At 71.1% G+C, this 22,617-nt stretch carries 18 protein-coding genes and 2 pseudogenes; 10 read left to right on the top strand and 10 right to left on the bottom strand.

Going from position 1 to position 22,617, the window contains the following annotated elements:
- Positions 1-220: 220 nt before the first annotated feature.
- Positions 221-484, top strand: a complete 264-nt coding sequence (locus tag LJ657_RS29635; RefSeq protein ID WP_232651900.1) for a GlsB/YeaQ/YmgE family stress response membrane protein — start codon at positions 221-223, stop codon at positions 482-484.
- Between the two features lie 364 nt (positions 485-848).
- On the opposite strand, the gene LJ657_RS29630 is transcribed toward LJ657_RS29635, so the two are convergent.
- The gene (locus LJ657_RS29630) at positions 849-1,769 is read right to left on the bottom strand and encodes an NAD-dependent epimerase/dehydratase family protein (RefSeq protein ID WP_232651899.1); all 921 of its coding nucleotides are present in this window, start codon (positions 1,767-1,769) and stop codon (positions 849-851) included.
- A gap of 57 nt (positions 1,770-1,826) precedes the next feature.
- Positions 1,827-2,603, bottom strand: coding sequence for a GNAT family N-acetyltransferase (locus LJ657_RS29625; protein ID WP_232651898.1), 777 nt, complete (start codon positions 2,601-2,603; stop codon positions 1,827-1,829).
- 416 nt (positions 2,604-3,019) lie between these two features.
- Here LJ657_RS29625 and LJ657_RS29620 point away from each other — a divergent pair, with 416 nt between their 5' ends.
- Both LJ657_RS29620 and LJ657_RS29615 read left to right on the top strand, forming a co-directional pair.
- A complete protein-coding gene (locus LJ657_RS29620; RefSeq protein ID WP_232651897.1) occupies positions 3,020-7,315 on the top strand; it encodes an aminotransferase class I/II-fold pyridoxal phosphate-dependent enzyme in 4,296 nt (1,431 codons plus the stop codon).
- 7 nt (positions 7,316-7,322) lie between these two features.
- Positions 7,323-8,051, top strand: a complete 729-nt coding sequence (locus tag LJ657_RS29615) for a class I SAM-dependent methyltransferase (RefSeq protein WP_232651896.1) — start codon at positions 7,323-7,325, stop codon at positions 8,049-8,051.
- Here LJ657_RS29615 and LJ657_RS29610 read toward each other — a convergent pair.
- Together LJ657_RS29610 and LJ657_RS29605 are read right to left on the bottom strand one after the other, a co-directional pair.
- The gene (locus LJ657_RS29610) at positions 8,048-8,902 is read right to left on the bottom strand and encodes a GNAT family N-acetyltransferase (protein WP_232651895.1); all 855 of its coding nucleotides are present in this window, start codon (positions 8,900-8,902) and stop codon (positions 8,048-8,050) included. The genes LJ657_RS29615 and LJ657_RS29610 overlap by 4 nt on opposite strands.
- A gap of 122 nt (positions 8,903-9,024) precedes the next feature.
- On the bottom strand, positions 9,025-9,678 hold the full coding sequence (locus LJ657_RS29605) for a chaplin (RefSeq protein ID WP_232651894.1): 654 nt from the start codon (positions 9,676-9,678) through the stop codon (positions 9,025-9,027).
- Between the two features lie 351 nt (positions 9,679-10,029).
- Between LJ657_RS29605 and LJ657_RS29600 the strand changes: the two genes are divergently transcribed.
- Positions 10,030-11,616: an alpha/beta hydrolase gene (locus tag LJ657_RS29600; RefSeq protein ID WP_232651893.1), complete on the top strand. Its 1,587-nt coding sequence runs from the start codon at positions 10,030-10,032 to the stop codon at positions 11,614-11,616.
- On the opposite strand, the gene LJ657_RS29595 is transcribed toward LJ657_RS29600, so the two are convergent.
- Complete coding sequence (locus tag LJ657_RS29595) at positions 11,550-11,915, bottom strand: MarR family winged helix-turn-helix transcriptional regulator (RefSeq protein ID WP_372487985.1); 366 nt, start codon at positions 11,913-11,915, stop codon at positions 11,550-11,552. The genes LJ657_RS29600 and LJ657_RS29595 overlap by 67 nt on opposite strands.
- Between LJ657_RS29595 and LJ657_RS29590 the strand changes: the two genes are divergently transcribed.
- Positions 11,896-12,162, top strand: a complete 267-nt coding sequence (locus tag LJ657_RS29590; RefSeq protein WP_372487984.1) for a PaaI family thioesterase — start codon at positions 11,896-11,898, stop codon at positions 12,160-12,162. The two genes, LJ657_RS29595 and LJ657_RS29590, sit on opposite strands and share 20 nt — an antisense overlap.
- Before the next feature lie 12 nt (positions 12,163-12,174).
- On the opposite strand, the gene LJ657_RS49085 is transcribed toward LJ657_RS29590, so the two are convergent.
- From LJ657_RS49085 to LJ657_RS29575, 3 genes and pseudogenes are all read right to left on the bottom strand, one after another.
- Positions 12,175-12,330 carry an arginine deiminase family protein gene (locus LJ657_RS49085; protein WP_232651891.1) on the bottom strand — a complete coding sequence of 52 codons (156 nt, stop codon included), beginning with the start codon at positions 12,328-12,330 and terminating at the stop codon, positions 12,175-12,177.
- Between the two features lie 77 nt (positions 12,331-12,407).
- Positions 12,408-12,490, bottom strand: a pseudogene (locus LJ657_RS49080) (hypothetical protein); the annotation flags it as partial.
- A 281-nt stretch (positions 12,491-12,771) separates the two neighbouring features.
- Positions 12,772-13,181, bottom strand: a pseudogene (locus LJ657_RS29575) (arginine-ornithine antiporter); the annotation flags it as partial.
- A 152-nt stretch (positions 13,182-13,333) separates the two neighbouring features.
- Between LJ657_RS29575 and LJ657_RS29570 the strand changes: the two are divergent.
- A complete protein-coding gene (locus LJ657_RS29570) occupies positions 13,334-14,431 on the top strand; it encodes a baeRF3 domain-containing protein (protein WP_232651890.1) in 1,098 nt (365 codons plus the stop codon).
- A 106-nt stretch (positions 14,432-14,537) separates the two neighbouring features.
- The gene (locus tag LJ657_RS29565) at positions 14,538-15,146 is read left to right on the top strand and encodes a DJ-1/PfpI family protein (RefSeq protein WP_232651889.1); all 609 of its coding nucleotides are present in this window, start codon (positions 14,538-14,540) and stop codon (positions 15,144-15,146) included.
- Positions 15,147-15,164: 18 nt separating this feature from the next.
- Here the strand turns inward: LJ657_RS29565 and LJ657_RS29560 are convergent, their stop codons facing one another.
- The gene (locus LJ657_RS29560; protein ID WP_232651888.1) at positions 15,165-15,578 is read right to left on the bottom strand and encodes an SsgA family sporulation/cell division regulator; all 414 of its coding nucleotides are present in this window, start codon (positions 15,576-15,578) and stop codon (positions 15,165-15,167) included.
- A gap of 396 nt (positions 15,579-15,974) precedes the next feature.
- Here LJ657_RS29560 and LJ657_RS29555 point away from each other — a divergent pair, with 396 nt between their 5' ends.
- The gene (locus tag LJ657_RS29555) at positions 15,975-17,408 is read left to right on the top strand and encodes a PP2C family protein-serine/threonine phosphatase (protein WP_232651887.1); all 1,434 of its coding nucleotides are present in this window, start codon (positions 15,975-15,977) and stop codon (positions 17,406-17,408) included.
- Between the two features lie 68 nt (positions 17,409-17,476).
- On the opposite strand, the gene LJ657_RS29550 is transcribed toward LJ657_RS29555, so the two are convergent.
- Positions 17,477-18,967 (bottom strand): DNA-binding protein NsdB, encoded by a 1,491-nt coding sequence (locus LJ657_RS29550; protein ID WP_232651886.1) that lies wholly within the window; start codon positions 18,965-18,967, stop codon positions 17,477-17,479.
- A 244-nt stretch (positions 18,968-19,211) separates the two neighbouring features.
- On the opposite strand from LJ657_RS29550, the gene LJ657_RS29545 reads away from it, so the two are divergent.
- Together LJ657_RS29545 and LJ657_RS29540 are read left to right on the top strand one after the other, a co-directional pair.
- Positions 19,212-20,354, top strand: coding sequence for an aminoglycoside phosphotransferase family protein (locus tag LJ657_RS29545; RefSeq protein WP_232651885.1), 1,143 nt, complete (start codon positions 19,212-19,214; stop codon positions 20,352-20,354).
- A 288-nt stretch (positions 20,355-20,642) separates the two neighbouring features.
- Complete coding sequence (locus LJ657_RS29540) at positions 20,643-22,613, top strand: N-acetylmuramoyl-L-alanine amidase (RefSeq protein ID WP_232651884.1); 1,971 nt, start codon at positions 20,643-20,645, stop codon at positions 22,611-22,613.
- Positions 22,614-22,617: the final 4 nt, after the last annotated feature.

Genomic DNA, 22,617 nt, shown 5'->3' with positions numbered 1-22,617 from the left:
TAGACATAGGGCATCTGCGCGCGTAGACACTCGGCCGTACGACTACCGTGCGGCCGATTCGGTTGAACCGTACATGGCAGAAGCAGTGGTGAACAGGCGTCACCAGGACCATGGGACCGGAGATTGACCCGGCGTTGACCCTTGGTTGAAGCGGAACGGACTGTCTCCCGCGGCAGCGGGCATCCGGATGATGCGGGGGCATTCACAAAGAGGGGCGGAGATGGAGATCTCAGGCATCATCAGTGCCATCGTGATCGGCATCGTCATCGGTGTGCTGGGCCGGCTGGTCGTCCCGGGGCGGCAGCACATCGGCATCGTGCTCACGATTCTCGTCGGCATCGCGGCCGCGCTGATCGGCTCGGCGATCGCCAACGCCTTCGGCGTGGCCGACACCAAGGGCATCGACTGGATCGAGTGGCTCATCCAGATCGGCCTCGCCGCGCTCGGCGTCGCCGCCCTGGACCGGTCGAGGGCCCGCCGCTGACACGACAACAGTCGTGACGTACCGATCATTTCGAGCCTGGGCGGGGGTGGCACGCGCCACGCCCGGGGCTGTCCATGCCACTCGGCGGCTCGCGGAGCGTAGCCGAATTCCGCGATCCGCATCCTCCCGCCGGCCGACGGGCGTGTCGGCCGGCGGGAGGGAGTCAGGCCCGCCGACGCGGCTCCCCTCGGCAGTCGGCGGGCCTGCCGCCTCGACCGAGCACCCTCAGCGGGAGAGTCGGGCACGTCGGGAGGCTGTTCCCCCCTGGGCGGCTGTTTCCTCTCACGAGGTTTCCAGCCGGAGCGGCCCGTGACGCGGGGCCGTTCGGCCCTGGACAAGGGTCCGAACGGCCCCAGTGGGGAATTCACCCTCGCGCCGCCAGTGCGGCGAGGCCGTCGCGGCAGGACGGGTAGCGGGGCGTCCAACCCAGTTCCTGCTCCGCCTTCGCCGACGACACGCGCATGCTGGTGAGGAACATCGTGTGCGCGTAGGACATCGGCTTCGTGAACCACCGCGGCACGGTCATGGGCTTGGGCAGGCCGAACTGCTCTGCCACGCACAGGACATGGGCCCGGAAGCCGAGCGGGCTGCGGTCCGCGATGTTGTACGCCTGGCCGGGGCGGCCGTGTTCGACCGCGGCGGCCACCGCGTGTGCCGCGTCGGTGAGTTCGGTCCACGGCAGGACCCGGCCGTGGTCGTCGGGGGCGGGCAGCTGCCGCTTGCGCAGCATGGGCAGGATGGCGTCGGTTCCGCCGGGACCGTAGAACAGGCCGAAGCGCAACGCGATGCCCGCCAGTCCGGTTGCCTCGAAGGTGAGTTGTTCCTTGATGCGCATGCCCTCGACGTGCCGTTCCAGCTCAGGCGTGGTGCCGCGGGGGCCGAACGGGTCGTCCTCGGTGATCACGTGCCCGCCGAAGTCCCCGTAGCCGTAACCGAAGACCATCGACTCACTCACGAAACGGTCGGCGCCGGTGGCCCGCGCGGCCTCCACCAGGTGGGCGGTGCCGGCGATACGCAGGGCGTCGGTGGCATGCATGTCGCGGTGGCGCATGGGGGCCCTGCGCAGGGCGGTCGCGGCGTGGATGACGGTGTCGAAGTGCTGTCCGTCGACGGCGCGCAGCAGCGCGTCGCGGTCCATGAGGTCGGCTTGGACGCCGTTCGCGGGTCCCCGGCCGAGGCCGGTGACCTTGTGGCCGGCTTCGGTCAGGGCGCGGGTGATGTGGCCGCCGAGGATGCCGCTGGCTCCGGCAATGAGGATGCTCTGGTTCTTCTGGTTCGTCGTCATGACCGTGCGACGGATCGGGCGCCCGCGGATGTGACATCGCGGTGGGTGTGACCCCGGCTACGGCACGTAGGTGTACGGCGTCGTCGTGGTCAGTGGCTCGAAGCCCAGGCGTTCGAGGATGGGGCGGCTCTGGCTGGAGGCGTCGACCTGGAGATAGCGGTAGCCGCGCTCCGCGGCGGCGCGGGCCCGGTGGGCGACCAGCGCACGGTAGACCCCGCGGCCGCGCCAGGCCTCGACGGTGCCGCCGCCCCACAGACCGGCGAACCGGGTGCCGGGCACGAACTCCATACGGGCCGCGCTCACCGGTTCGTCACCGGCGAGGGCGACGGTGGCGACGACCGTGTCCGGCTCCTCCGTCAGCCGGGCGAGCAGTTGGTGCCGTATCCGGGAGCTGTCGGTGCCGAAGGCCTGCCCGTGCACGTCGGCCACGAGGTCGACTCCCGCCGCGTCGGTGACGGACAGCAGACGGATCCCCTCGGGCGGCTCGGCCTTGACGTCGAGGCCGGCCACCTCGGCGATCATCAGCGTCTCCTCGGGCTCGGCCTCGAAGCCGGCGGCCCTCAGCCGCTGCCCGAGATCGAGCGGCCGGTCGTGCCCGTACAGCTTCCACTCGAACTCGTGGCCGAGCCCGGAGAAGTACGCGATCTGCTCGGCGATCGCCGCGTCGGCGCCCGTCTCGTCCAGGCCGGACCACAGGACGCCGTTCCAGCCGCGGGCCGAGGAGACGTGGCGGACCACGCCGCCGACCCGCTCGACGCGCGCGTCGGGGCCGTCGGGCTGGGCGCCTTCGCGCACGTCACGGTCGAAGAGGGCGAGCACCCCGGCATGATCCATGAACTCACTCCAGCATCCGGGGACAGGCGCGGCAACAGGTTTTCGGGGCGCCGTCCGACGGTACCGCCGCCCGGTGGCGCTCAGCCGGTCCCGGTTGCCGGCCCTGCTCGGTGGGGGTGGGTCCCCGCGGATCGCGTCCGCGGCGTCGTCGCAGCAACCGCCGTACCGGCGTGTCGGGACCCATGCCGCCGGCGCGGACCTTCCGCCCGGTCGCACCGGGGACGGCGGCGGACGAGGTACGCCGCACGGCCGCTGCCACGGCCCCAGCGCCCGATGGTCGCGGCCCGCCCTCCCGAGATGCACTCGTCCGGCCGCAGTGCCTACGATCTAGGAAGCCAGGACGACCAGACCAGGTGGACGGCCCGGTCTCCTCCAACGGGGGGAGGCGTTTGCCCTTGCTGCCGGCGAAGCGGCTGATGGCCGCACATGTAGCGCTGGTCGCCGCCGCCACGGCCATCTACCTGACGGTGCCCGCCGCGCGCGCCCCGGTGTGGGCCGTCATCGGCCTCTCCGGCACCGCCGCCGTGGTGATCGGCAGCCACGTCAACCGACCCGCCCACCGCTGGCCCTGGTGGGTGCTCGCCGCCGCACTGCTCACCTTCATCGCGGGCGACACCTACTACAACGTCGTCGAGGAGTACTTCCACGCCTCCAACCCGTTCCCCTCCCCCGCGGACGCCTCCTACCTCACGACGTATCCGCTCTTCGCCATCGGGCTGTCCGGCCTGGTCAGATACCGCTGGGCGGGCCACGACCTGCCGAGCCTGCTCGACGCGCTGATGATCACCGCGGGCCTGGCGCTGCCCGTGTGGGTGTACCTGGTGCAGCCGCTCACCAAAGTGGAGGGGCTGACCTGGCAGCAGCGGGCCATCAGCATCGCCTATCCCCTCGGCGACGTGCTGGTCCTGGCCCTGCTGGCACGGCTGCTGACACCGAATCCGGTCGACCGGCACAACCGGTCGGTGCAGTACCTGGTCGTCGGCACGGTGACGCTGCTCGGCTTCGACATCGCGTACGGGATCCTGCAGCTCAACAACAGCTGGCAGGCGGGCACGGTGCTGGATGCCGGCTGGATCGTCTTCTACACGGCCTGGGGCCAGGCCGCACTGCACCCGGACATGGTGGAACTGACCGCCGCCGTGCCCCAGCAGGGCTCCCTGCTGCCGCCGCCGCGGCGGCTGGTGATGCTGGCCGCGGTCACCCTCATCGCGCCGGGGATCCTGCTGTACGAGGGACTGACGCGCTCGGCGCACGACGCGGCCGTGATCGCGGCCTTCTCCGGCCTGCTCTTCCTGCTGGTGATCCTTCGGCTGTCGGGCATGGTCGTGGCCCACCGCAAGGCCGTGATGCGGGAGCTGGCGCTGCGCCGGGCGGCCGCCTCGCTGGTCTCGGCGGTGCGGCAGCAGGAGGTCGCGCGGTCCTGCGAGGCCGCCGTCGACCGGCTCCTCGGCACCATGGTCGGCCACCGGACCCTGCTGCTGCCCGCCGAGCGCGCGCCGGATCTGGCGTTCCATCACGCGCAGATCGTGCACGCCGGCGAACTGGGTACCGACACCCGCGCCGAGCTGGACGACTCGGCGACCGTCCTGGTGTGCCTGATGATCCCGCCCGACCGCCCCTACGGAGACATCCCGGGCGTCCTGCTGGTCGCAGGGCCGGCCGGGCCGCTCTCCGAGACGCGCGGCTCGATGGAGATCCTGGCCTCGCACGCCGGGCTGGCCATGGAGCGCATCGCCCTGCGCCAGGAGATCGTCCGCAGGGAGAGCGAGGCGTACTTCCGCACGCTGGTGCGCAACACCTCGGACGTCATCCTCATCGTCGAGGACGACAACACCATCCGGTACGCCAGCCCCTCGGCGGCGACCGTCTTCGGCACCTCCGACGTGGCCGGCGCCTCGCTGCCCGATCTGGTCGACCCGCGGGACCGGCACCGGGCGGCCCGGGAGCTCACGGCCGTGCGGGAGACCGGGCCGCGGGCCACCCACGACCACTGGTGGGTGCGGCACCGGGCGGGCCGCGTCGAGGTGGAGGTGCGGTGCAGCGACTTCCGGGACGAGCGGACGGTGGCCGGACTGGTCGTCACGCTGCGCGATGTGACCGAGCAGCGCCGGCTGGCCCACGAGCTGACCCAACGGGCCTTCCACGACTCGCTGACCGGCCTGCCCAACCGCACCCTGCTGCTCGAACGGATCGAACGCGCGCTGCTGCGCGGCCGCCGCGAGTCGTCCATGACCTGTCTGCTCTTCATCGACCTGGACGACTTCAAGCTGGTCAACGACACACTCGGGCACTCGGCAGGCGACCACCTGCTGATCGCCGTCGGCGACCGCCTGTCCAAGACGCTGCGGCGCACCGACACCGCGGCCCGGCTGGGCGGCGACGAGTTCGCCGTCCTGATGGAGGACGCCCGCGAACCGCTCGACGCGGAGCTGCTGGCGGCCCAGGTGATACAGACACTGACCAGGCCGTTCGCCCTCGCGGACGAGAAGGTGACGGTCTCCGCCAGCGTGGGGGTGGCCACGGCCCGCGACAGCACGGACGCGGAGGAACTGCTCAGCCACGCCGACCTCGCACTGTATGCGGCGAAGTCGGCCGGCAAGCGGCAGTGGCGGCGCTTCCAGCCGCTGCTGCACACCCGCATGGTCGAGCGGCACGACCTGCAGAGCCGGCTCGCCGAGGCGGTCGCCGGCAAGGAGTTCGCCCTGCGCTACCAGCCGGTGGTGGACATCGTCGCGGGCGAGGTCGTCGGCTTCGAGGCACTGATCCGCTGGCCGAAGGCGCCCCACCGGCCCGTCAGACCGGAGCAGTTCATCTCGCTGGCCGAGGAGACCGGGCACATCGCGGTGCTGGGGGCGTGGGTCCTGGAGAACGCGGTCAGCGACATCGTGGGACTCCAGCGGCTGCCCGGACCCGTCACCCCGCCGTACGTCAGCGTGAACGTGTCCGCCCGCCAGTTCCGCGACGTGGGGTTCCTGGAACAGGTCGGCGAGGCGCTGCGCACGCCCGGACTCGCCCCCGGTTCGCTGCAGTTGGAGCTCACGGAGACGGTGCTGCTGCGCCGCGACACCCAGATCCAGTCGGTGCTGCGCTCCCTGAAGGAGCTGGGCGTGCACATCGCGATCGACGACTTCGGCACCGGCTTCTCCTCGCTGCGCTATCTGCGGGACTTCCCCATCGACGCGCTGAAGATCGACAAGACGTTCATCGACGACATCACGCGCGACGCCCAGCAGGTCGCGCTCGTCGAGGGCATCGTGCGGATCGCCGACACCCTGGGCCTGCAGGTGATCGCCGAGGGGATCGAGGACACCGCTCAGCGCGACCTGCTGGCCGGCATGGGCTGCCGGTTCGGGCAGGGCTATCTGTTCGCCAAGCCGATGACGCTGGAGCAGAGCGAGCGCGTGCTGCGGGAGAGCGAGGGACGCTGCTACGCGCCCGGCTCCGAGGCCACCAAGGCGGTGGCCGTACCGGCGGCACGGCCCGCGTCCCGGGAGCGGCGGGCGGCGCTGTGGGCGGACCTCGAGCACCTGCGGCGGACCAGCCCCATGAGCGACGCGGTACTGGACGAGGTTCGCGGCCGGCACATCCGCAGCCGTGGCCACTGGCTGGTCGACTTCGCGTCCTGCAACTACCTGGGCTTCGACTGGGATCCGGAGATCATCGACTCCGTGGATCCCGTTCTGCGGCGCTGGGGCACGCACCCCAGCTGGTCGCGGCTGCTGGGCAGCCCCCGCCTGTACCCGGAGATCGAGGCACGCCTGGCGGGCCTGCTGGGCGCGCCGGACACACTGCTGCTGCCCACGCTGACCCTGATCCACGCCGCGGCGATCCCGGTGCTGGCGGGGGCGGGCCATGTGTTCGTGGAGGCGACGGCGCACAGGACGGTGTACGACGGCTGCGTGGTGGCCCGCGGCCAGGGCGCCACTCTGCACCGCTTCCACGCCGAACGCCCCGACGAACTGGAGACCTTGCTGGCCTCGGTGCCGGCCGGGCTGCCGCGGCTGGTGTGCCTGGACGGCGTGAACAGCATGACCGGCAACCTGCCCGACCTGCCCACGCTGGCCGCGGTCTGCCGCGCCGGGGGCGCGACGCTCTACGTCGACGACGCGCACGGGTTCGGGGTGATCGGGGAGCGCGGGCCCGAGGAGCTCTGTCCCTACGGCTCGCGCGGCAACGGCGTGGTGCGGCACACCGGCGAGTCGTACGAGGGGATCGTGCTCGTCTCCGGTTTCTCGAAGGCGTACTCGTCGCTGCTCGCCTTCCTCGCCCTGCCCACCGAGCTGAAGAACCGCCTGAAGACAGCGGCCGGACCCTACCTGTACTCGGGTCCCTCTCCTTCGGCCTCCCTGGCCACGGCTCTGGCCGGGCTGGAGGTCAACGACCGCCGCGGCGACGTCCTGCGCGCCGAGCTGTACCGCAGGACCACCCGGGTGCTGGATCACCTCGACGGGCTGGACATCACCACCCTGAACAGTGACCGGCTGCCGATCATCGAGATCCCGCTGGCCAACGCTGACGACCTCGACGCGGTCGCGGCGTTCCTGTGGGAGGAGGGCATCTACGTGACGCTGGCCGCCTATCCGCTGGTGCCGCGGGACCGGGTGGGCTTCCGGGTCCAGATCACGGCCCTGAACTCGGACGACGACATCGAGCGGCTGAACGGCACCCTGACCCGGCTGGCCGCGCGGTTCCCGCTGAGGGCGAAGGTCTGAGCCGGCCATGGCGACGCACAACGACGACGTCGACTGGGACAGCTGGCCGGTCGCGGACTATCTCGCGGAGAACTACCGCGATCTGCATCCCTCCGACGCCGCGGTCATCACCCACCACTCGGCGTTCTACCGCCGCCTCGCACCGGGCTCCGTCGACCGCTCGGTGGAGTTCGGGGCCGGACCCAACCTGTATCCGCTGATCCTCGCTGCCGCCGCAAGCCGCAGGATCGAGGCCGTCGAGGCGGGTACGAGCAACGTCGCCTACTTGGAGCGGCAGATCCTGTGCGGCCCGGACGCCAGCTGGCGGCCGTTCCACGCGCTGTGCCGACGCCTCAATCCCGACCTGCCGGCCACACTGGCCGGGGCACTCGCGCACGTCAACGTCGTCCACGCCGACGTCAGGGAGCTGGAGCCCGCCGGGTACGACCTCGCGTCCATGCACTTCGTCGCCGAGGGCGCCACCGAGGACTACGCGGAGTTCACCGACTTCTGCCGAGCCTTCGTCCGCTGCGTGGTCCCCGGCGGGCACCTGGTGGCCGCCTTCATGGAGAACATGCCCACCTACCGCATCGGGCCGGTGTCGCGCTGGCCGGGCTGCCCGGTGGACCCGGAGATCGTCACCAGGGTGTTCACCCCCATGACCCGCGACCTGTCCGTCAACCACATCGACACCGACCCGACCCTGCCGGACTACGGGGACTCGGGGATGGTGCTGCTCACGGCGGTGGCGCGCTAGCCCAGTTCAAGGGTCGTGACGCCGAAGACGCGGTCCTGCGCGTGGCGGCGGACCGGGCCCGTGTACATGCGGGCCGTCTCGAAGGAGGGGGTGAAGCCTGCCCGTTCGGCCAGGGCGATGCCCGGCGCGTTCGTCTCGGGCACGTCCACGGCGACCTCGCTGCCGGCGGCCTCGGCGGTCAGGGCGGTGAACAGGGCCTGTGCGTCCTCGGGGGTGTCGGCGAACAGCGGGCCGATGCGGAGCGAGTCATGGCCGGGCCGGATCACTCCGTAGCCGGTGACGCGGTCGCCGGTACGGCGGACGAGGGCGCGGTGTCCGGTGCCGGTGAGCCAGTGGGCCAGGAAGCGCGGGCGGTCGGCCGGGTGGCAGGCGCTGTCGTAGGCGAGGAGGTCGGCCAGGTCGCCTTCCTGCACCGCGTACACGCCGGCCGGCGTCCCGGCTGCGGGCACGCTTCCGGTGAACCGGACGGTGCGGTGGGCGAGTTCGAAACCGGAGCGGCGGTAGTTGTCCTGCTGGGCCACCACCCCGTCGAGCCCGATGGTGCGACCGCCGGCGTGGGCCAGCGCGGCCTTCCAGGTGGTGAGCCCGTGGCCACGGCCGCGCAGGTCGGGCCGGACGAGGTAGCAGCCGAGGAAGGCATAGTCGGGGCCGTAGTTGACGACGGAGATCGCCGACACCGGTTCGCCGTCGATCCGGCCGAGGAAGAAACCGTCGGGGTCCTGCGCGAAGAACGCCGCTTCGTCGGCCGCTCCCGGGTTCCATCCCTCGTCCGCGGCCCATCCGCTGATCACCGGCCAGTCCTCGGGTCGGGCCTGGGTGACGACGAGGGCTTCGAGGGCAGCGGAGGTCATGCGCGCGCTCCAATCCGTGGTGGTACGGCGGACAACGGGCGCGGTGATCGACCGCGCCCCGCAGCATCCTTGCGGATCTTGCGGGGCGCGTCACGGTGGGTTTGAGCCGTTGCCGAGCGAGCTCAGCGCCCCGGACCTGGACGGAAGCGCCGGCGGATGGCGGCTCCGCCCAGTACCAGCACGGCGCTCGCCAGGGCGGCGGGCAGTGTCTGGTCGGTGCCGGTGTGGGCGAGGGCGGCCGGCGCCTTGCGGGGGGCGGCGTGCTGGACGGGCACCGACCGCGTGTGTGCCTTGGGCGGGGCGGTCACAGGCTTCGGATGAACCTTCGCCGGGACGGTCACGGGCTGTGGCGGCGCCTCGGACGGGACGGTCGGCTCCGGGTCGCTGCAGGAGCAGGCGTGAGCGCCGGAGTTGTTCGTGGACTCGTCGTCGGTGGCCGCGTCGTCGGCGCCGGCCACGTTCCCCGTGTTCCCGTCGGCATTCACCGGGAGGTGGACCGGGAGCTGGGCGGCGTCGCCGGAGAGCACGCCCGGCGAATCCTCACTGCTGCCGTGGGCTGCGCCGTCGTCGGCCGAACGCTTGCCGACCGCGCTCTTGTTGCTGCAGCTGCTGCCCGCGGCCGGGTTGAGGACCCCCGCCACGTTCGTGGTGGTCCCGCACACGTTCGCCGGAACGTGGGCCGGGAGCTGGGCGGTGTTGCCGGAGGTCACACCGGGCGAGCCGGCGGTCGCGCCGTCCGCCCCGGCCACGGCGTACGCCGGAACCGTCAACGCCATCGCTCCCGATGCAGCGGCGACGGCGATCACACCGTTTCGGGTAACCCTTCTCATAGGTTCCCTGCCTTCCAGACATGGCTGCGGGCACATACCCGCGCCGGAGAAACGGGCATTCACCCGCACCGGATAGAACGCCGAGGAACCGTCCGAGTTATGGCTTATTCACCTTTCAGCCCATCGGGTGGCACGGTGGTCGAACTGGCAGCAGAACCGCCCTGTCGGCAGCGAAGGAGCGCAGGGTAGGGCGTCCCGCGCGGTCCCGCCCGCCCGGAGGCGCGCCCTGCGGCATCCCCTTATCGTGATCGAGGGCGCCGTTCTCCCGGTCCCCGGCGGGCGCCCCGGGAGGCATTGATGCTGGTCAAGCTGTCAACGCGGCCCGCTGTCCGACGCTGCGCCGTCACCGGAGCCGTAGCTCTGGCCCTGCTCGCCGCCGGGCTGCCCGCTGCGTCCTCGGACGGCGCCGGGCCCGACCTGTCGCGGTTCTACCGGCAGAAGATCACCTGGTCCGGGTGCAAGGGCGAGGACATGCCCAAGGACCTTCAGTGCGCCAAGGTCACCGTCCCCCTCGACTACGCCAGGCCCAAGGCGGGCACGCTCGACCTGGCCCTCGCCCGCTACCGGGCGACGGGCAGGAAGCGGGGGTCGGTGCTGCTGAACTTCGGCGGCCCCGGTGCGGGGGGCGTCAGCGAACTCGCCTCCGGCGGCGACGACTTCATGGGCCTCACGAACGGCTACGACGTGGTCACCTTCGACCCGCGCGGTGTCGGCAGGTCCTCGCCGGTCAGCTGCGGCGACGGCTCCGACGAGGCATCAGCCGCGGCCGACGACATCACGGAGAGCGGGAATCCACGGACCGCGCTGCGGCAGTTGGAGCAGGCGGCCACCCAGTGCGCCAAGCACTCGGGCCCGGTACTCCCCCACATCGGCACGGTGAACGCCTCGCGCGACCTGGACGTGATGCGCCAGGCGCTCGGCGACAGGAAACTCAACTACCTCGGTTTCTCCTACGGGACCCGGCTCGGCGCCGTGTACGCGGCCCAGTTCCCCGAGAAGGTCGGGCGGTTGGTGCTCGACGGAGTGGACACGCTGACCGAACCCATGTCCGAGCAGGGAGTGGCGGGCGCCGAGGGACAGCAGACGGCACTGGACGACTTCATCACCTGGTGCACCAAGGACATCGCCTGTCCGTTCGGCCAGGATCCGCGCGATGCCCGGCAGCAGGTCGTCCAGCTCGTCGGCTCCCTCGACAGGGACCCGCTGCCGACGGACTTCGGCCAGGAGTTCTCCGGGCAGGATCTGGTGGGCGCGATCGGCCAGGCGCTCTACAGCAAGGAGCTGTGGCCGTCGCTGGAGCGCGCGATCGCCCAGCTGGTCGAGGACGGCGACGCGCGCGGGGTGATGGCTTTCTCGTCCGGCGGTGACGCGCTTCCCTTCCGGCAGCACGCCGGCGGCGGCCTGGTCGACGAGAACGACGTCCCGCTCGACAACCTTCCGGCGGCACTGATGGCGATCAACTGCGCGGACGATCCTGATCGCCCCGGTGCCGACCAGATCGTCAAGGACCTCGGCCGGCTGCGCGCCGAGTACGAGCAGGCCTCCCCCGTCTTCGGCCGCTACCGCCTCACCGAGCTGCTGATGTGCTACGGCCGCCCCAAGGGCACCGACTTCATCCGCGACCGGGTGCGCGACGTCCACACCCCGAAGATGCTGCTCGTCGGCACCCGCGGCGATCCCGCGACGCCGTACCGCTGGACCGTGGAGACGGCGAAGCGGTTGGGCCCCTCGGCCGTGGTGCTCGACAACAAGGGCGAGGGTCACACCGGTTACGCGTCCTCCAAGTGCGTGCACGGCAAGGTCGACGACTTCCTGCTCTACGGCAGCCTGCCGCCGACCGGCAGCTCGTGCGGGCCCGCGGAGGACGACACCCCGGCCACCTGACGTGTCAGCTCTCCCCGGGAGGCGAGCTGCCGCAGCGCCCCCGCCGTCCATACGAACCCGTCGTCCCCCAGCAGCGCCCGCAGTTCCGCGTTGAGCAGGTCGACCTCCGGCTGTGCGGCGCGCAGGGCAGCGGTGCCCGCCTCGGTCAACTCCAGCCGCACGGCCCGGTGTTCACGGGGGTGCGCCTGCTTCAGCAGGAGACCCGCCGCGGTGAGCCGTCCCACGAGTGCGGTGACGGCGGATTCCCGCAGGCCGAGGACGCGGGCCAGCTCCTGCTGGGTGAGTCCGGGCTCGGACAACACGCTGACGCTCGCCGCGGGGACCGTCGTGGGGTCGGGACTGATCACATCCGGGTTCACCATCGACTACCTGCGCCCGGCCACGGGCGTGATCCTGCGCGCGCACGGCCAGGTGGTAAGGGCCGGCCGTACCCGGGTGGTCACCCGCTGCGACGTGATCACGGTCGACGCCGCCGGGATGCAGACCCTGTGTGCCGTGACGCAGGGGAACATCGCGGTGATCGAACCGGACAACGAGCCGCGCTAGTCGAAAGCCAGGTCAGAATTCGACGGGGTCCCACACGCTCGGGCATGTCATGCGGTGCCCGCCACCCCGTCCGCGCCCCAGTTCCGCGCCCACGGTGGTGATGACCTCGATACTGCCTTGCGCAGCAGCGTGTCGGCCCGGGTGTTGCGGGTCGTAGGGGAAGACCACGCCGGGCTCCACGATCCGTCGGCGAAGGTGAACACGGTGTCGAGGTGCATCGCGGAACGCGGTTTGGGCACGCCGGCGACGATGACGTGGTCGGCGGCGCATCCTCGAACAGCGCCGTGGCGACCTGGGTGACGGCCTGACGCAAGGTGCGCTCGCCCATCCCCATCAGGACGACACCATCGCCGACGGCATCATGTCGCCGCCGTCCGACGTCGCCTGCCCCCAGTCGAGTTCGGGGTCGCCCCACCACACGGTGGAGCACGTGCAGTCGGGGTCCTCGGTGCGGTACTCATCCGGGCCAGCCGCCCGGGTTCGAGAAACTCCAGGTGGGCGCGTGTGGTGTCGATGAGTCCGATGCCGACCTCGTCGGCGATGATCTCGCGGTCCAGGAGCCGGTCCCGGGCGCCCGGGCGAGCAGGTCATGCAACTCGACGATCTCCGCACCGTGTCGCCCTCGCCGAGCGCGGAGGTGATCGCACCCATCGACGACATGATCAGCACCCGTTACGTCGCGTTGCCGGCGCAGGCGCTCGCCCAGTAGCCGAACGCCGGAAGAGACCCAGGTATTCGCCTGAGCCCGCCCTGGCGTAGGCGTACACGCCCGCGTCGAGGTCCGGCCTGCGGACCACGAGGGTCTGGAAGACGAAGGCCGGCAGCGGCATGCCGGTGCCGGCCACCGCCCACGCGATGAGGGCACCGGCCACATTCGTCTCCTGGGCGAAGCGGCGCGGAAGGGAGAAGACGCCGACTCCGACCATCGAGCCGGCCGGCATGGTGGTGAGCGCCGGAAAGATGAGCTCGGCGGCGGCCGGGGCCCGGGCTCCCCGGGCTTCCTTCTCGACCTGCTTCATGAAACGTCCTGCGACAGTCGGGCATCGGCCTGGACCGGCGATGCGGGGAGCGCCATCCGGCGACCCGAGCGAGATCAGCAGTGAATTATCCCGATTGCCCGGTGTGGCTGCCCCTAATGCCCTCTGGGCGAAACGGTCCTATCGTGCTTGGTATGGAGCACGACCTGAGTCCCTCAACGCTGTCCGAGCTCCGGCGCCCGCGCGCCTATCCGGCCGTGTCGGTGCTGACGCCCACACACCGCCGGGAGCCCGAAAACGCCCAGGATCCGGTCCGGCTGCGCAATGTGGTGGCCGAGGCCAAGAAACAGCTGGAGTCCGATCCCGCGGTCACCCGCGAACGGCGCTCCGACGTGGTCCGCCAGCTCGACCAGGCCCTCCGGGAGGTGGATCTGGCGCATGCCGAGGACGGCCTGGTGATCTTCGCGGCCCCGGGTGAGCACCAGGTGTGGTCGCTCGGCCGCACGGTGCCGGAGCGCGTGGTGCTCTCGGACACCTTCCTGACCCGCAACCTCGTCTCCGCGCACGCCGCCGAACGGCCGTTCTGGGTGCTGTCGGTCTCCTCCGACCAGGTCACCCTGTGGAGCGGCGGCACCGACCGCGTCACGGAGGACCGAACCGGCGGATTCCCCCTGACCAGGCCCCCGGTGAACTTCGACGCCGAGCGGCAGGAGCAGATCGGCGACATGCCGAGCACCTTCCGCGACGAGGGCACCCGCCACTTCCTGCGGGAGGCCGACGCCGCGATGGGCATGGTCCTGCGCGAGCACCCCCGGCCGCTGTACGTCACCGGCGAGCAGGCGGCACTGTCCGCCATGGACGAGGTCGGCAGCGTCACCAAGGAGGCGGTGCACGTGCCGCACGGCGGCCTCGCGCACGGCACTCCCGACGCCGTGTGGCAGGCGGTACGGCCGAAGGTCGCCGCCGAGGCCCGCAGAAGCACCGAGGCCGTGGCCCGGGAGCTCGAGACGGCCCGTGGCCGCAAGGCGTTCGCCGCCGGGGTCGACGAGGTCTGGCAGAGCGCCCGAGAGGGCCGTGTACGGCTGCTCGCGGTCGAGGAGAACTACCGCGTGACGGTGCGTGACATCCTCGGCGGTCATCTGATCCCCGCCGAGACCGGCGAGCTCGATTCACGCGAGGACATCGTGGACGAGATCGTCGAAAAGTGCCTGGAGACGGGCGCGGACGTCCGGTTCGTCCCGGACGGAACGCTTGGTGACGCCCACGGGATCGCGGGAATCCTGCGCTACTGACCTCGCCCGCCTCGAGACGGGCCACCGCTGACCGATTGGCCCGCGATCCGGGCACGGCACCACTGGGAAACTGCGAGCCCCAGGTGCCGTGCCTCGAGGAGATGCCATGCAGGTCGCCGTGGTCACCTTTGACGGATTCAACGAGCTCGACAGCTTCATCGCCTCGGCCCTGGTCAATCGGTGCCGGAAGGACGGCGTGGAGGCCTTCATCACGACGCCGACGCGGGCGGTCACTTCCATGAACGGGATGGAGGTGACCGGTCAGCGCCCCATGGAGTTCGTGACCGAAGCCGACGTCGTACTGATCGGCAGCGGGGTGAAGACGCGGGACGTGGTCGCCGACGACCGGCTGGCATCCCGGCTCGCGCTCGACCCCGCACGGCAACTGATCGGTGCGCAGTGTTCGGGAGCGCTGGTGCTCGCCCGGCTCGGACTGCTGCATTCCATGCCCGCCTGCGCGGACGTGAAGAACCGGCCCTTCGTCGAGGCCTGCGGCGTCACCGTGCTGGACGCGCCGTTCCACGCCGAGGGGAACATCGCCACGGCGGGCGGCTGTCTGGCCTCGCGGTATCTCGCCACCTGGGTCATCAGCCGCATGCTCGGGGAGGACGCCGCCCGCGGCGCCCTCGACTACGTGGCCCCGGTCGGCGAGAACCAGGAGAGCGTCGAGCGTGCCCTGCGTGCCGTCCGCGCGGGCGGGGCCGCACTGCGCTGACGCCCCGCGAACGGGCGCTCAGACACTGCCGAACAGCGAGTTCAGCCCCTCCTCGACGGCCGCGCCGATGTCCTCCTGCCCGGCCGCCACCACGGCATAGGTGCGCAGCAGGAACCGGCGCAGGGCGGCGGTGTCGAACTGGAGCAGTGCCAGGCCGTAGGGAGAGTGGAACTCCACGACCGTACGGGCCTGTCCGCACGGCCAGATGTGTACGTCACCGGTGCCGGCGGGACCGCGCAGCCCTTCCTCCAGCAAGGCCCGGCCGAAGGTCCAGGTGACCCCCGTGCCGTCCAGGGCGACCTCGGGCGGGAAGTCGAGGTGCACGGCCAGCGGGTCGGTGGAGGCATAGCGCAACGTGGCGGGAACCGGGAGCTCCCGCTCATCGGCGGTCATCAGACGGCCGCGGGCGGGCTGCTCGAGGGTGATGTCCATGGTCGGTCTCCACTACGGTCGGAGGTCGGCCGGTTTTCCGGTGTGCTTGTACGACCCCGCAGGTGCCGTTCGCATTACGTGGAAGCGCTTGCGGATTTTTGTGACCTGCATCACATGGAGACGGCTAGAACAAGTGGCCGTCGAACGCGCGACTCAACGCGCATCTGAAATTCTCAACAACCCTTTAAATCGCGTACGCTGCCTACGACTTGACCGACCAACGATGTACGCCGTTCGCACTGTACGACCACCCCGTGAAGACTGTGGCATATGCCAGAAGCACCACCGGATCGTGTGTTGCCAAATCCCTTACGGGGCGTCGCGGGCTGTGCAACAGTCGTAACGGTCCTTCAAGCCGCCGGCCCCGGTCGTACCGTCCCCGCATCGGAGTGCGTCATGCCGTCCCACCTCTCTGCGGATCACCCAGCCGCCCAGCCGCCAGGACGCGGCTCGGTCGAGGCGCTGATATCGCAGACGCGGCGACTCAAGGGCGACGTGGACGCCGTACGGCGGGACGCCCACGGCGACGGTTCGGACCCGCAGGAGCGGTGGCAGCGCGCGCTGTGCGATCTGGCACTGCACCAACTCACCGATCTCGACACCCACTTGGGGCAGCTGCGGGACGGCCCGCCGCCCGTGCCCCCGACCGCGGACGCGGCCCACATCGCCCGGGCCGTGCCCTCCGCTCCCCGGCACGACTCGTTGCTCAGCCGGGTCGGCAGCGCCGAGTGGAACCTGCTGACGGACGAAGCGAGCTGGTCCGCCGAGCTCTACCAGATCCTGGGCCGCGACCCCGCCACTCCCGCACTCACCCTCGACGAACTGCCGTCCCTGGTACTGGACGAGGACCGCGCCAAGCTGACGGCGATGGTCACGGACTGCCTCATCGACGCCAAGCCCATCGACGGCGAGTTCCGCATCGCGCGCCCGGACGACGAGGTACGCACGGTGCACATGATGGGCGAGCCCGTGCTCGACACCGACGGCAGCACCGCGTCGATGTGGGCCGTGCTGCGGGACGTCAGCGAACTGCGCCGCAGCCAGAAGGTGGTGAGCGAGACCCGTGACTCGCTACAGCGCCACCAGCACCGCGCGCAGACCGAGCACCGGCTCGCGGTCGAGCTGCAGGAGGCCGTGCTGCCGCCGTGGCGTGGCTCCCTGCGGCTCCCGCAACAAGGGCCCGCGGCGCTGGATCTGGCGGCGCACCATCTGCCGTCGTCGGCCAGTGCGCTGATCGGCGGCGACTGGTACGACGCGCTCGAACTGCCCGACGGGCAGACTCTGCTCAGCGTCGGTGACCTCACCGGACACGGCGTCGCGGTCGCCTCAGGCATGGCGACGCTGCTGGGCGCCGTGCGCGGCATGGCGATGGCCGGCACCGAGCCCGGGCAACTGGTGTCCTGGCTGAACCAGTTACTCGACGCCAACGAGCAACCCGCCCTCGGCACCGCCGTCTGCTGCCGCTACCGCCCCGAGACCCGCACGCTGACCTGGGCGCAGGCAGCACACCCCGCCCCGCTGCTGTTCCGCGACGGGACGGGGCGCAGGCTGCACGCACCGAACGGCGTTCTGCTCGGCGCCACCTCGCGTGCCTCCTACCAGCAGGCGGAAGAGACCCTTGAGCCGGGCGACCTGCTCCTGCTGCACACCGACGGGCTGGTGCCCGGGCGCAGGAGCGCGGAGCCCGTGACCGTGGAGCAACTCCTCGACCTCGCCCCCCGCTTCGGCGAGGCAGCGACCGCGCAGGACTGCGTGCGGATGGTCATGGAGGAGTACGGCGAGACCGACCGCGAGAACGACGCGTGCCTGCTGGTCGCCAAGGTGAGGTGAATCGCCAATGTGAGGTGAATCGCCGAGGTGTGTGGATGAGATGAAGCGGCGACAGCTGCACGGGCCCCCTATGCCCGTGCGCTGTTGCCGCCCTTCGCCGTCCTGGGCAGCGCGAGTTTGATCTCCTCTCGCAGCTCGTGGATCTTCGGGTAGCTGGAGTACTCGGCGGTGAGCCGGTACATCTGGCGCAGCCGGTCCCAGGTGCGGTGGGAGGAGTTGGATCCCATCGACATCAGGGCGAGGCGCGCGTACCGGTCGGCCTGTTCGGGGTCGTCGGCGATGAAGCAGGCGGACGCCATGGACAGGAAGTCGAAGATCTTCGACCGCTGCCGCCCGTCGACCCGCAGGGACAGCGCCTTCTCCGCGTAGTGCTGGGCGTGCACAGCCGCTCCCGGGTCATGCTCGGCCAGGGTCCGGTAGGCCAGGGCCTGCATGCCGTACAGGTCCTCCTCCTTGAACATCTGCATCCAGCTCGGCGGCGGCACGTCACCCTTGTCGGATACGAAGAGGTCCTCCGCCTGGCCGAGGGTGCGGCGCATCGCCTGACCCTTGCCCATGGATGCCTGCGCCCAGGCCTCGATGGTGTGGAGCATCGCCCGGGTGCGCGGCAGCACCTCGTCGCCGGAGCCGGACTGGGCGAGCTTCATCAGGTCCAGTGCGTCGTCGGGCCGGCCCAGGTGCACCATCTGGCGAGCCGCGCGGGACAGTGCCTCTCCGGCGCGGGGCCGGTCGCCGCCCTCCCTCGCGGCGTGGGCGGCGATCACGAAGTACTTCTGGGCCGTGGGCTCCAGGCCGACGTCGTGCGACATCCAGCCGGCGAGGACGGCGAGGTTGGCGGCCACGCCCCACAGGCGTCGCTGGAGATGGTCGGGGTGACGGTAGGCGAGCATGCCGCCCACCTCGTTGAGCTGGCCCACGACTGCCTTGCGCTGCAGCCCGCCGCCGCGGGCGGCGTCCCAGGCCCGGAACACCTCGACCGAGCGCTCCAGTTCCTCGATCTCCTGAGACCCGATGGGGGCTGCCTCGTAGCGGTCGAACCCGGCGGGGTCGGCGTGCAGGGGATTGTCGAAGTCGGGAGCGTCGGCGGAGAGGGTCGGATCGGTGTGCAGCCAGTCGTACATGGCGCTGCTGAGTGCGGATCCTGCGGTGAGCGCGACACCCGCGCCCACCAAGCCGCGTCGGTTGAGCATGAGGTCCATTCCCGTGAATTCGGTGAGGACCGCCGCGGTCCGCTCGGGCGCCCACGGCACACCGTCGGGATGTTCCACAGTCCCGGCGTCCTGCCGTTTTCCCGCACGCCCGTGCCGGACCAGACCGAGGTCCTCGATGGTCACGACACGGCCGAGACGCTCGGTGAACAGAGCCGCCAGCACCCGCGGCACCGGATCGCGCGGGATCTCTCCCGTGTCGATCCAACGCCGCACCCGGGAGGTGTCGGTCGACAGCTGGGGGTGGCCCATGGCCGCCGCCTGCCGGTTGACCAGCCTCGCGAGTTCACCCTTGGACCAGCCGGCCAGGCCGAACAGGTCCGCAAGGCGGGTGTTGGGTTGTCCGCTCACGTCAAGCCCCCAGGTTCTCGGCTGAGTTGACAGTAGCCCGGTGCAAGTTGCCGGGCGACTATTCGCCAGGGTTCGCCAGGGTGCGCCAGATGGTGTGCCACTGGGCATCGGGTGTCAGGTAGGAAAGCGCCACCCCGACCCGGTCGCCTTCTTGAACAAGGGATGCATTCCCCAGGGTGCACCCGAGGTGCCGGGCCGGGTAGCGCATTGTCGTCGCAGGCACACGAAGGGATCTGTTTCGCCCATGTACGCAGCATCGTCCTCCGTGTCCGCCCCGCCCCGGTCGCTGCACCCCCGCCCGGCGGGCAGCGGCCCCTACCTCGATCCCGCCGCGCGTCCGGCGGCCCCCGCGCTCGGCGCGGCCCGGACCCGGCGCGTGCCGGGTCTCGGCACTCAACCGCTCAGCGGGAGACTCGACTTGTCCGGCCCCCAGGGCGCCCAGCTGCGTACGGCGATCGCGTCGGTGCACCGGATCTGTCCGGAGTTCGCTCCGGTGCAGGTGCTGCGCCGCAGTGGCCGGTCCGTGCTCCTGGTCGGGACGACCGGGCGCAGCACGGCCGTCGCCAAGTGTTTACTGGACCAATCCCCCGCGTGGGCCGAGCGGATCCGCCATGAAATAGCGGCATACCGCTCGTTCGTCCGGCACCGCCCTCCAGTGCGGGTGCCGAGGCTGATCGCGGCGGACCCGGACAACTGCACACTGGTCATCGAGCGGATGCCGGGACGGGTCGCGGCGCTGCAGCGGCACCCGGCCGAGGCCCCGCCCCGCGCGGACATCAGGGCGGCACTCGGTGCGATCTGCCGGCTGAACGCCTGGCGGCCGCCGGCGGGCACCTTCGACGCCCCGCTCGACTACGCGGCCCGTATCTCCCGCTACCACGAACTGGGACTGCTCACCGACCGCGACCTGGGCGACCTGCAGAAACTGCTGCACGGCATCGCGCATTCGGCGGGTCGGCAGGGTATGGGCCAGTTCTGCCACGGCGACGCACTGCTCTCGAACATCCTGCTCTCACCGGCCGGTCCAGTGCTGGTGGACTGGGAGCACGCGGGCTGGTACCTGCCGGGCTACGACCTGGCGACGCTGTGGTCGGTGCTCGGCGACGCGCCGGTGGCCCGCCGCCAGATCAGCCAGATCGCGCAGTCGGCGGGCCCGGCCTCGCGGGACGCGTTCCTGGTGAACCTGATGCTGGTACTGACCCGTGAGATCCGTACCTACGAAACAGCCGTGCAGCGTTCGATGCACGACACGACCCCGGCGGCACCGGGGGTGGCCCACCCGAGTGCTGCGCCGTCCGGCGAGGAACAGCGGCTGCTGCTGAGGCGGCTGCACGACGACTGCCAGCTGGCCCGACGGGCCGTACGCGCGGCGGTCGGCACTCGCTGACGGGGACGAAGGTCCGCGGTGCGCCCGGGACAGCGGCGTACCGCGGACCTTCGTGTGTTCGCACCCGCGGCAGACCTGCTGGAAAAGCGTTCGCCATGGGCCATTGGTGTAAGCCACTGACGCCCCGCAGGCCCGCACGCTGCCGCCCGGAAACTCCTCCACGCTCGTGTTGACATGGGAAATCTCCTGGCTCTGGGCATGATTGACGGATCGTCGGCCAGCGGGTACCACTGACCCACCGCTCGGCCCTGCACGCCCCGCCACGCTCGTTCGTCCCAGGAGGCTGCATTGCGAGGCTCTGCCACCGACCCCACGTCCGCGCCCGGCCACAGACGCGCCCGCAGAAGCGCCGGCGCCCTCGCCGCGGCGGCCCTGCTGCTGCCGCTGCTCGGCGCGGCCCCGTCCGACGCCCGGCCCTCCGAGGACCGGCTCCAACAGGCGTTCGCCTCGGCGTCAGCCGAGTACCACGTGCCGCAGAGCGTGCTACTGGGTGTCTCGTATCTCCAGTCCCGCTGGGACACGCACGCAGGCGCGCCGAGCGTGTCCGGCGGATACGGCCCGATGCACCTCACCGACGCCCACACCGCGATCGCCCGGACCGCGCGCCTGAGCGACGGCACGGGCGACGCCCGCGGGGACACGGCCCGCGCCGCCCTGCACCCGGACACGAAGGTGCCGGAGAACTCCGAACTCCCGCCCCGGCTCAAGACCTTGCCGAAGGCGGCACGCCTGACCGGGCTGAGTGCCGAGCAGCTGCGTACGGACCCCACCGCAAACGTGGCGGGCGGCGCCGCGCTGCTGGCCGCCGCGCAGAAAGATCTGGGCGAGCCGCTCAGCGCGAACCCGGCGGACTGGTACGGCGCTGTGGCCGGCTTCTCCGAAGCGGACGACACCGGGACGGCGGCGGCCTACGCGAACGACGTCTACGAGGTGATGCGCACCGGCGAGCAGCGCACGACGGACGCCGGGCAGCAGGTCGTCCTGAAGGCCCAGCCGGACCTCGCCCCCGACACCGCGCAGCTGGCGAAGGCCGGCCTGCGCACCGTCTCCGACAAGGGCACGGAATGCCCGAAGTCGGTGTCCTGCCAGTGGATCCCGGCACCGTACGAGGAGTTCGGCGACAACGACTACGGCAACCACGACCTGGGCGACCGCCCGGCCTCGGAGAGCATCAAGTACATCGTCATCCACGACACGGAGGGCACCTGGGACGGGGTCCTGAAGCTGGTCCAGGACCCCACCTATGTGTCATGGAACTACACCCTGCGCTCCACGGACGGGCTCATCGCCCAGCACGTCAAGGCGAAGGACGTCGCCTGGCACGCGGGCAACTGGTACATCAACGCCAAGTCGATCGGCCTGGAGCACGAGGGCTTCCTCGCCGCGCCCGACGCCTGGTACACGGAGGCGATGTACCGCGCGTCGGCACGCCTGGTGCGGTATCTGGCCGCGAAGTACCGCATCCCGCTGAACCGGCAGCACATCCTCGGCCACGACAATGTGCCGGGACCGACGACGTCCGCCATCCCGGGTATGCACACCGACCCCGGCCCGTTCTGGGACTGGCGGCACTACTTCGAGCTGCTGGGCCACCCCTTCCTCAAGACCGCCGACCGGAGCGGCGGGCTGGTGACGATCCGGCCCGACTACGCCGCCAACCAGCCGGAGTACACCGGCTGTGTCGCCAAGGACGATCCCTGCGCGCCGCACGGCTCCAGTGAGGTGCGGCTGTACTCCGACCACGACGAGCACTCCGCCCTGATCAAGGACGTCGGCCTGCACAAGAGCGCCGACTCGACGATCGACGTCAATGACGTGGGCTCCCGGGCCTCCACCGGCCAGCAGTTCGCGGTAGCCGGCCACTACCGCGGCTGGACGGCGATCTGGTACCTGGGCCAGAAGGCATGGTTCAAGAACCCGAAGAAGCACCGGACAGCGGTGAACGCCTCGGGTCTCGTGGTCACCCCCAAGCCGGGCCTGGACAGCGTCCCCGTCTACGGGCGGGCCTATCCGGAGGCCCAGGCCTACCCGGCCGAGGTGCCCGCACAGGCGGTGTCACCGCTGCCGTACACACTGCCGAAGGGGCAGAGGTACGTGGTCGGCGACAAGGTGCCGGGCGAGTACTACTACGCGGTCACCTTTACCACCGACTCGCACCGGGTCGTGGTCGGCAAGGACCTGTACTACGAGATCCAGTTCGGACACCGGGTGGCGTTCGTGCGCGCCGCGGACGTGAGGGTGGTGCCGTCCCGCCGGTAGCCGG

This window comes from Streptomyces guryensis (genome assembly GCF_021261325.1).
GTDB classification, from domain to species: domain Bacteria; phylum Actinomycetota; class Actinomycetes; order Streptomycetales; family Streptomycetaceae; genus Streptomyces; species Streptomyces guryensis.
The sequence above is the reverse complement of the archived record's forward strand: the minus strand, read 5'-3'. Positions and strand labels throughout refer to the sequence as shown.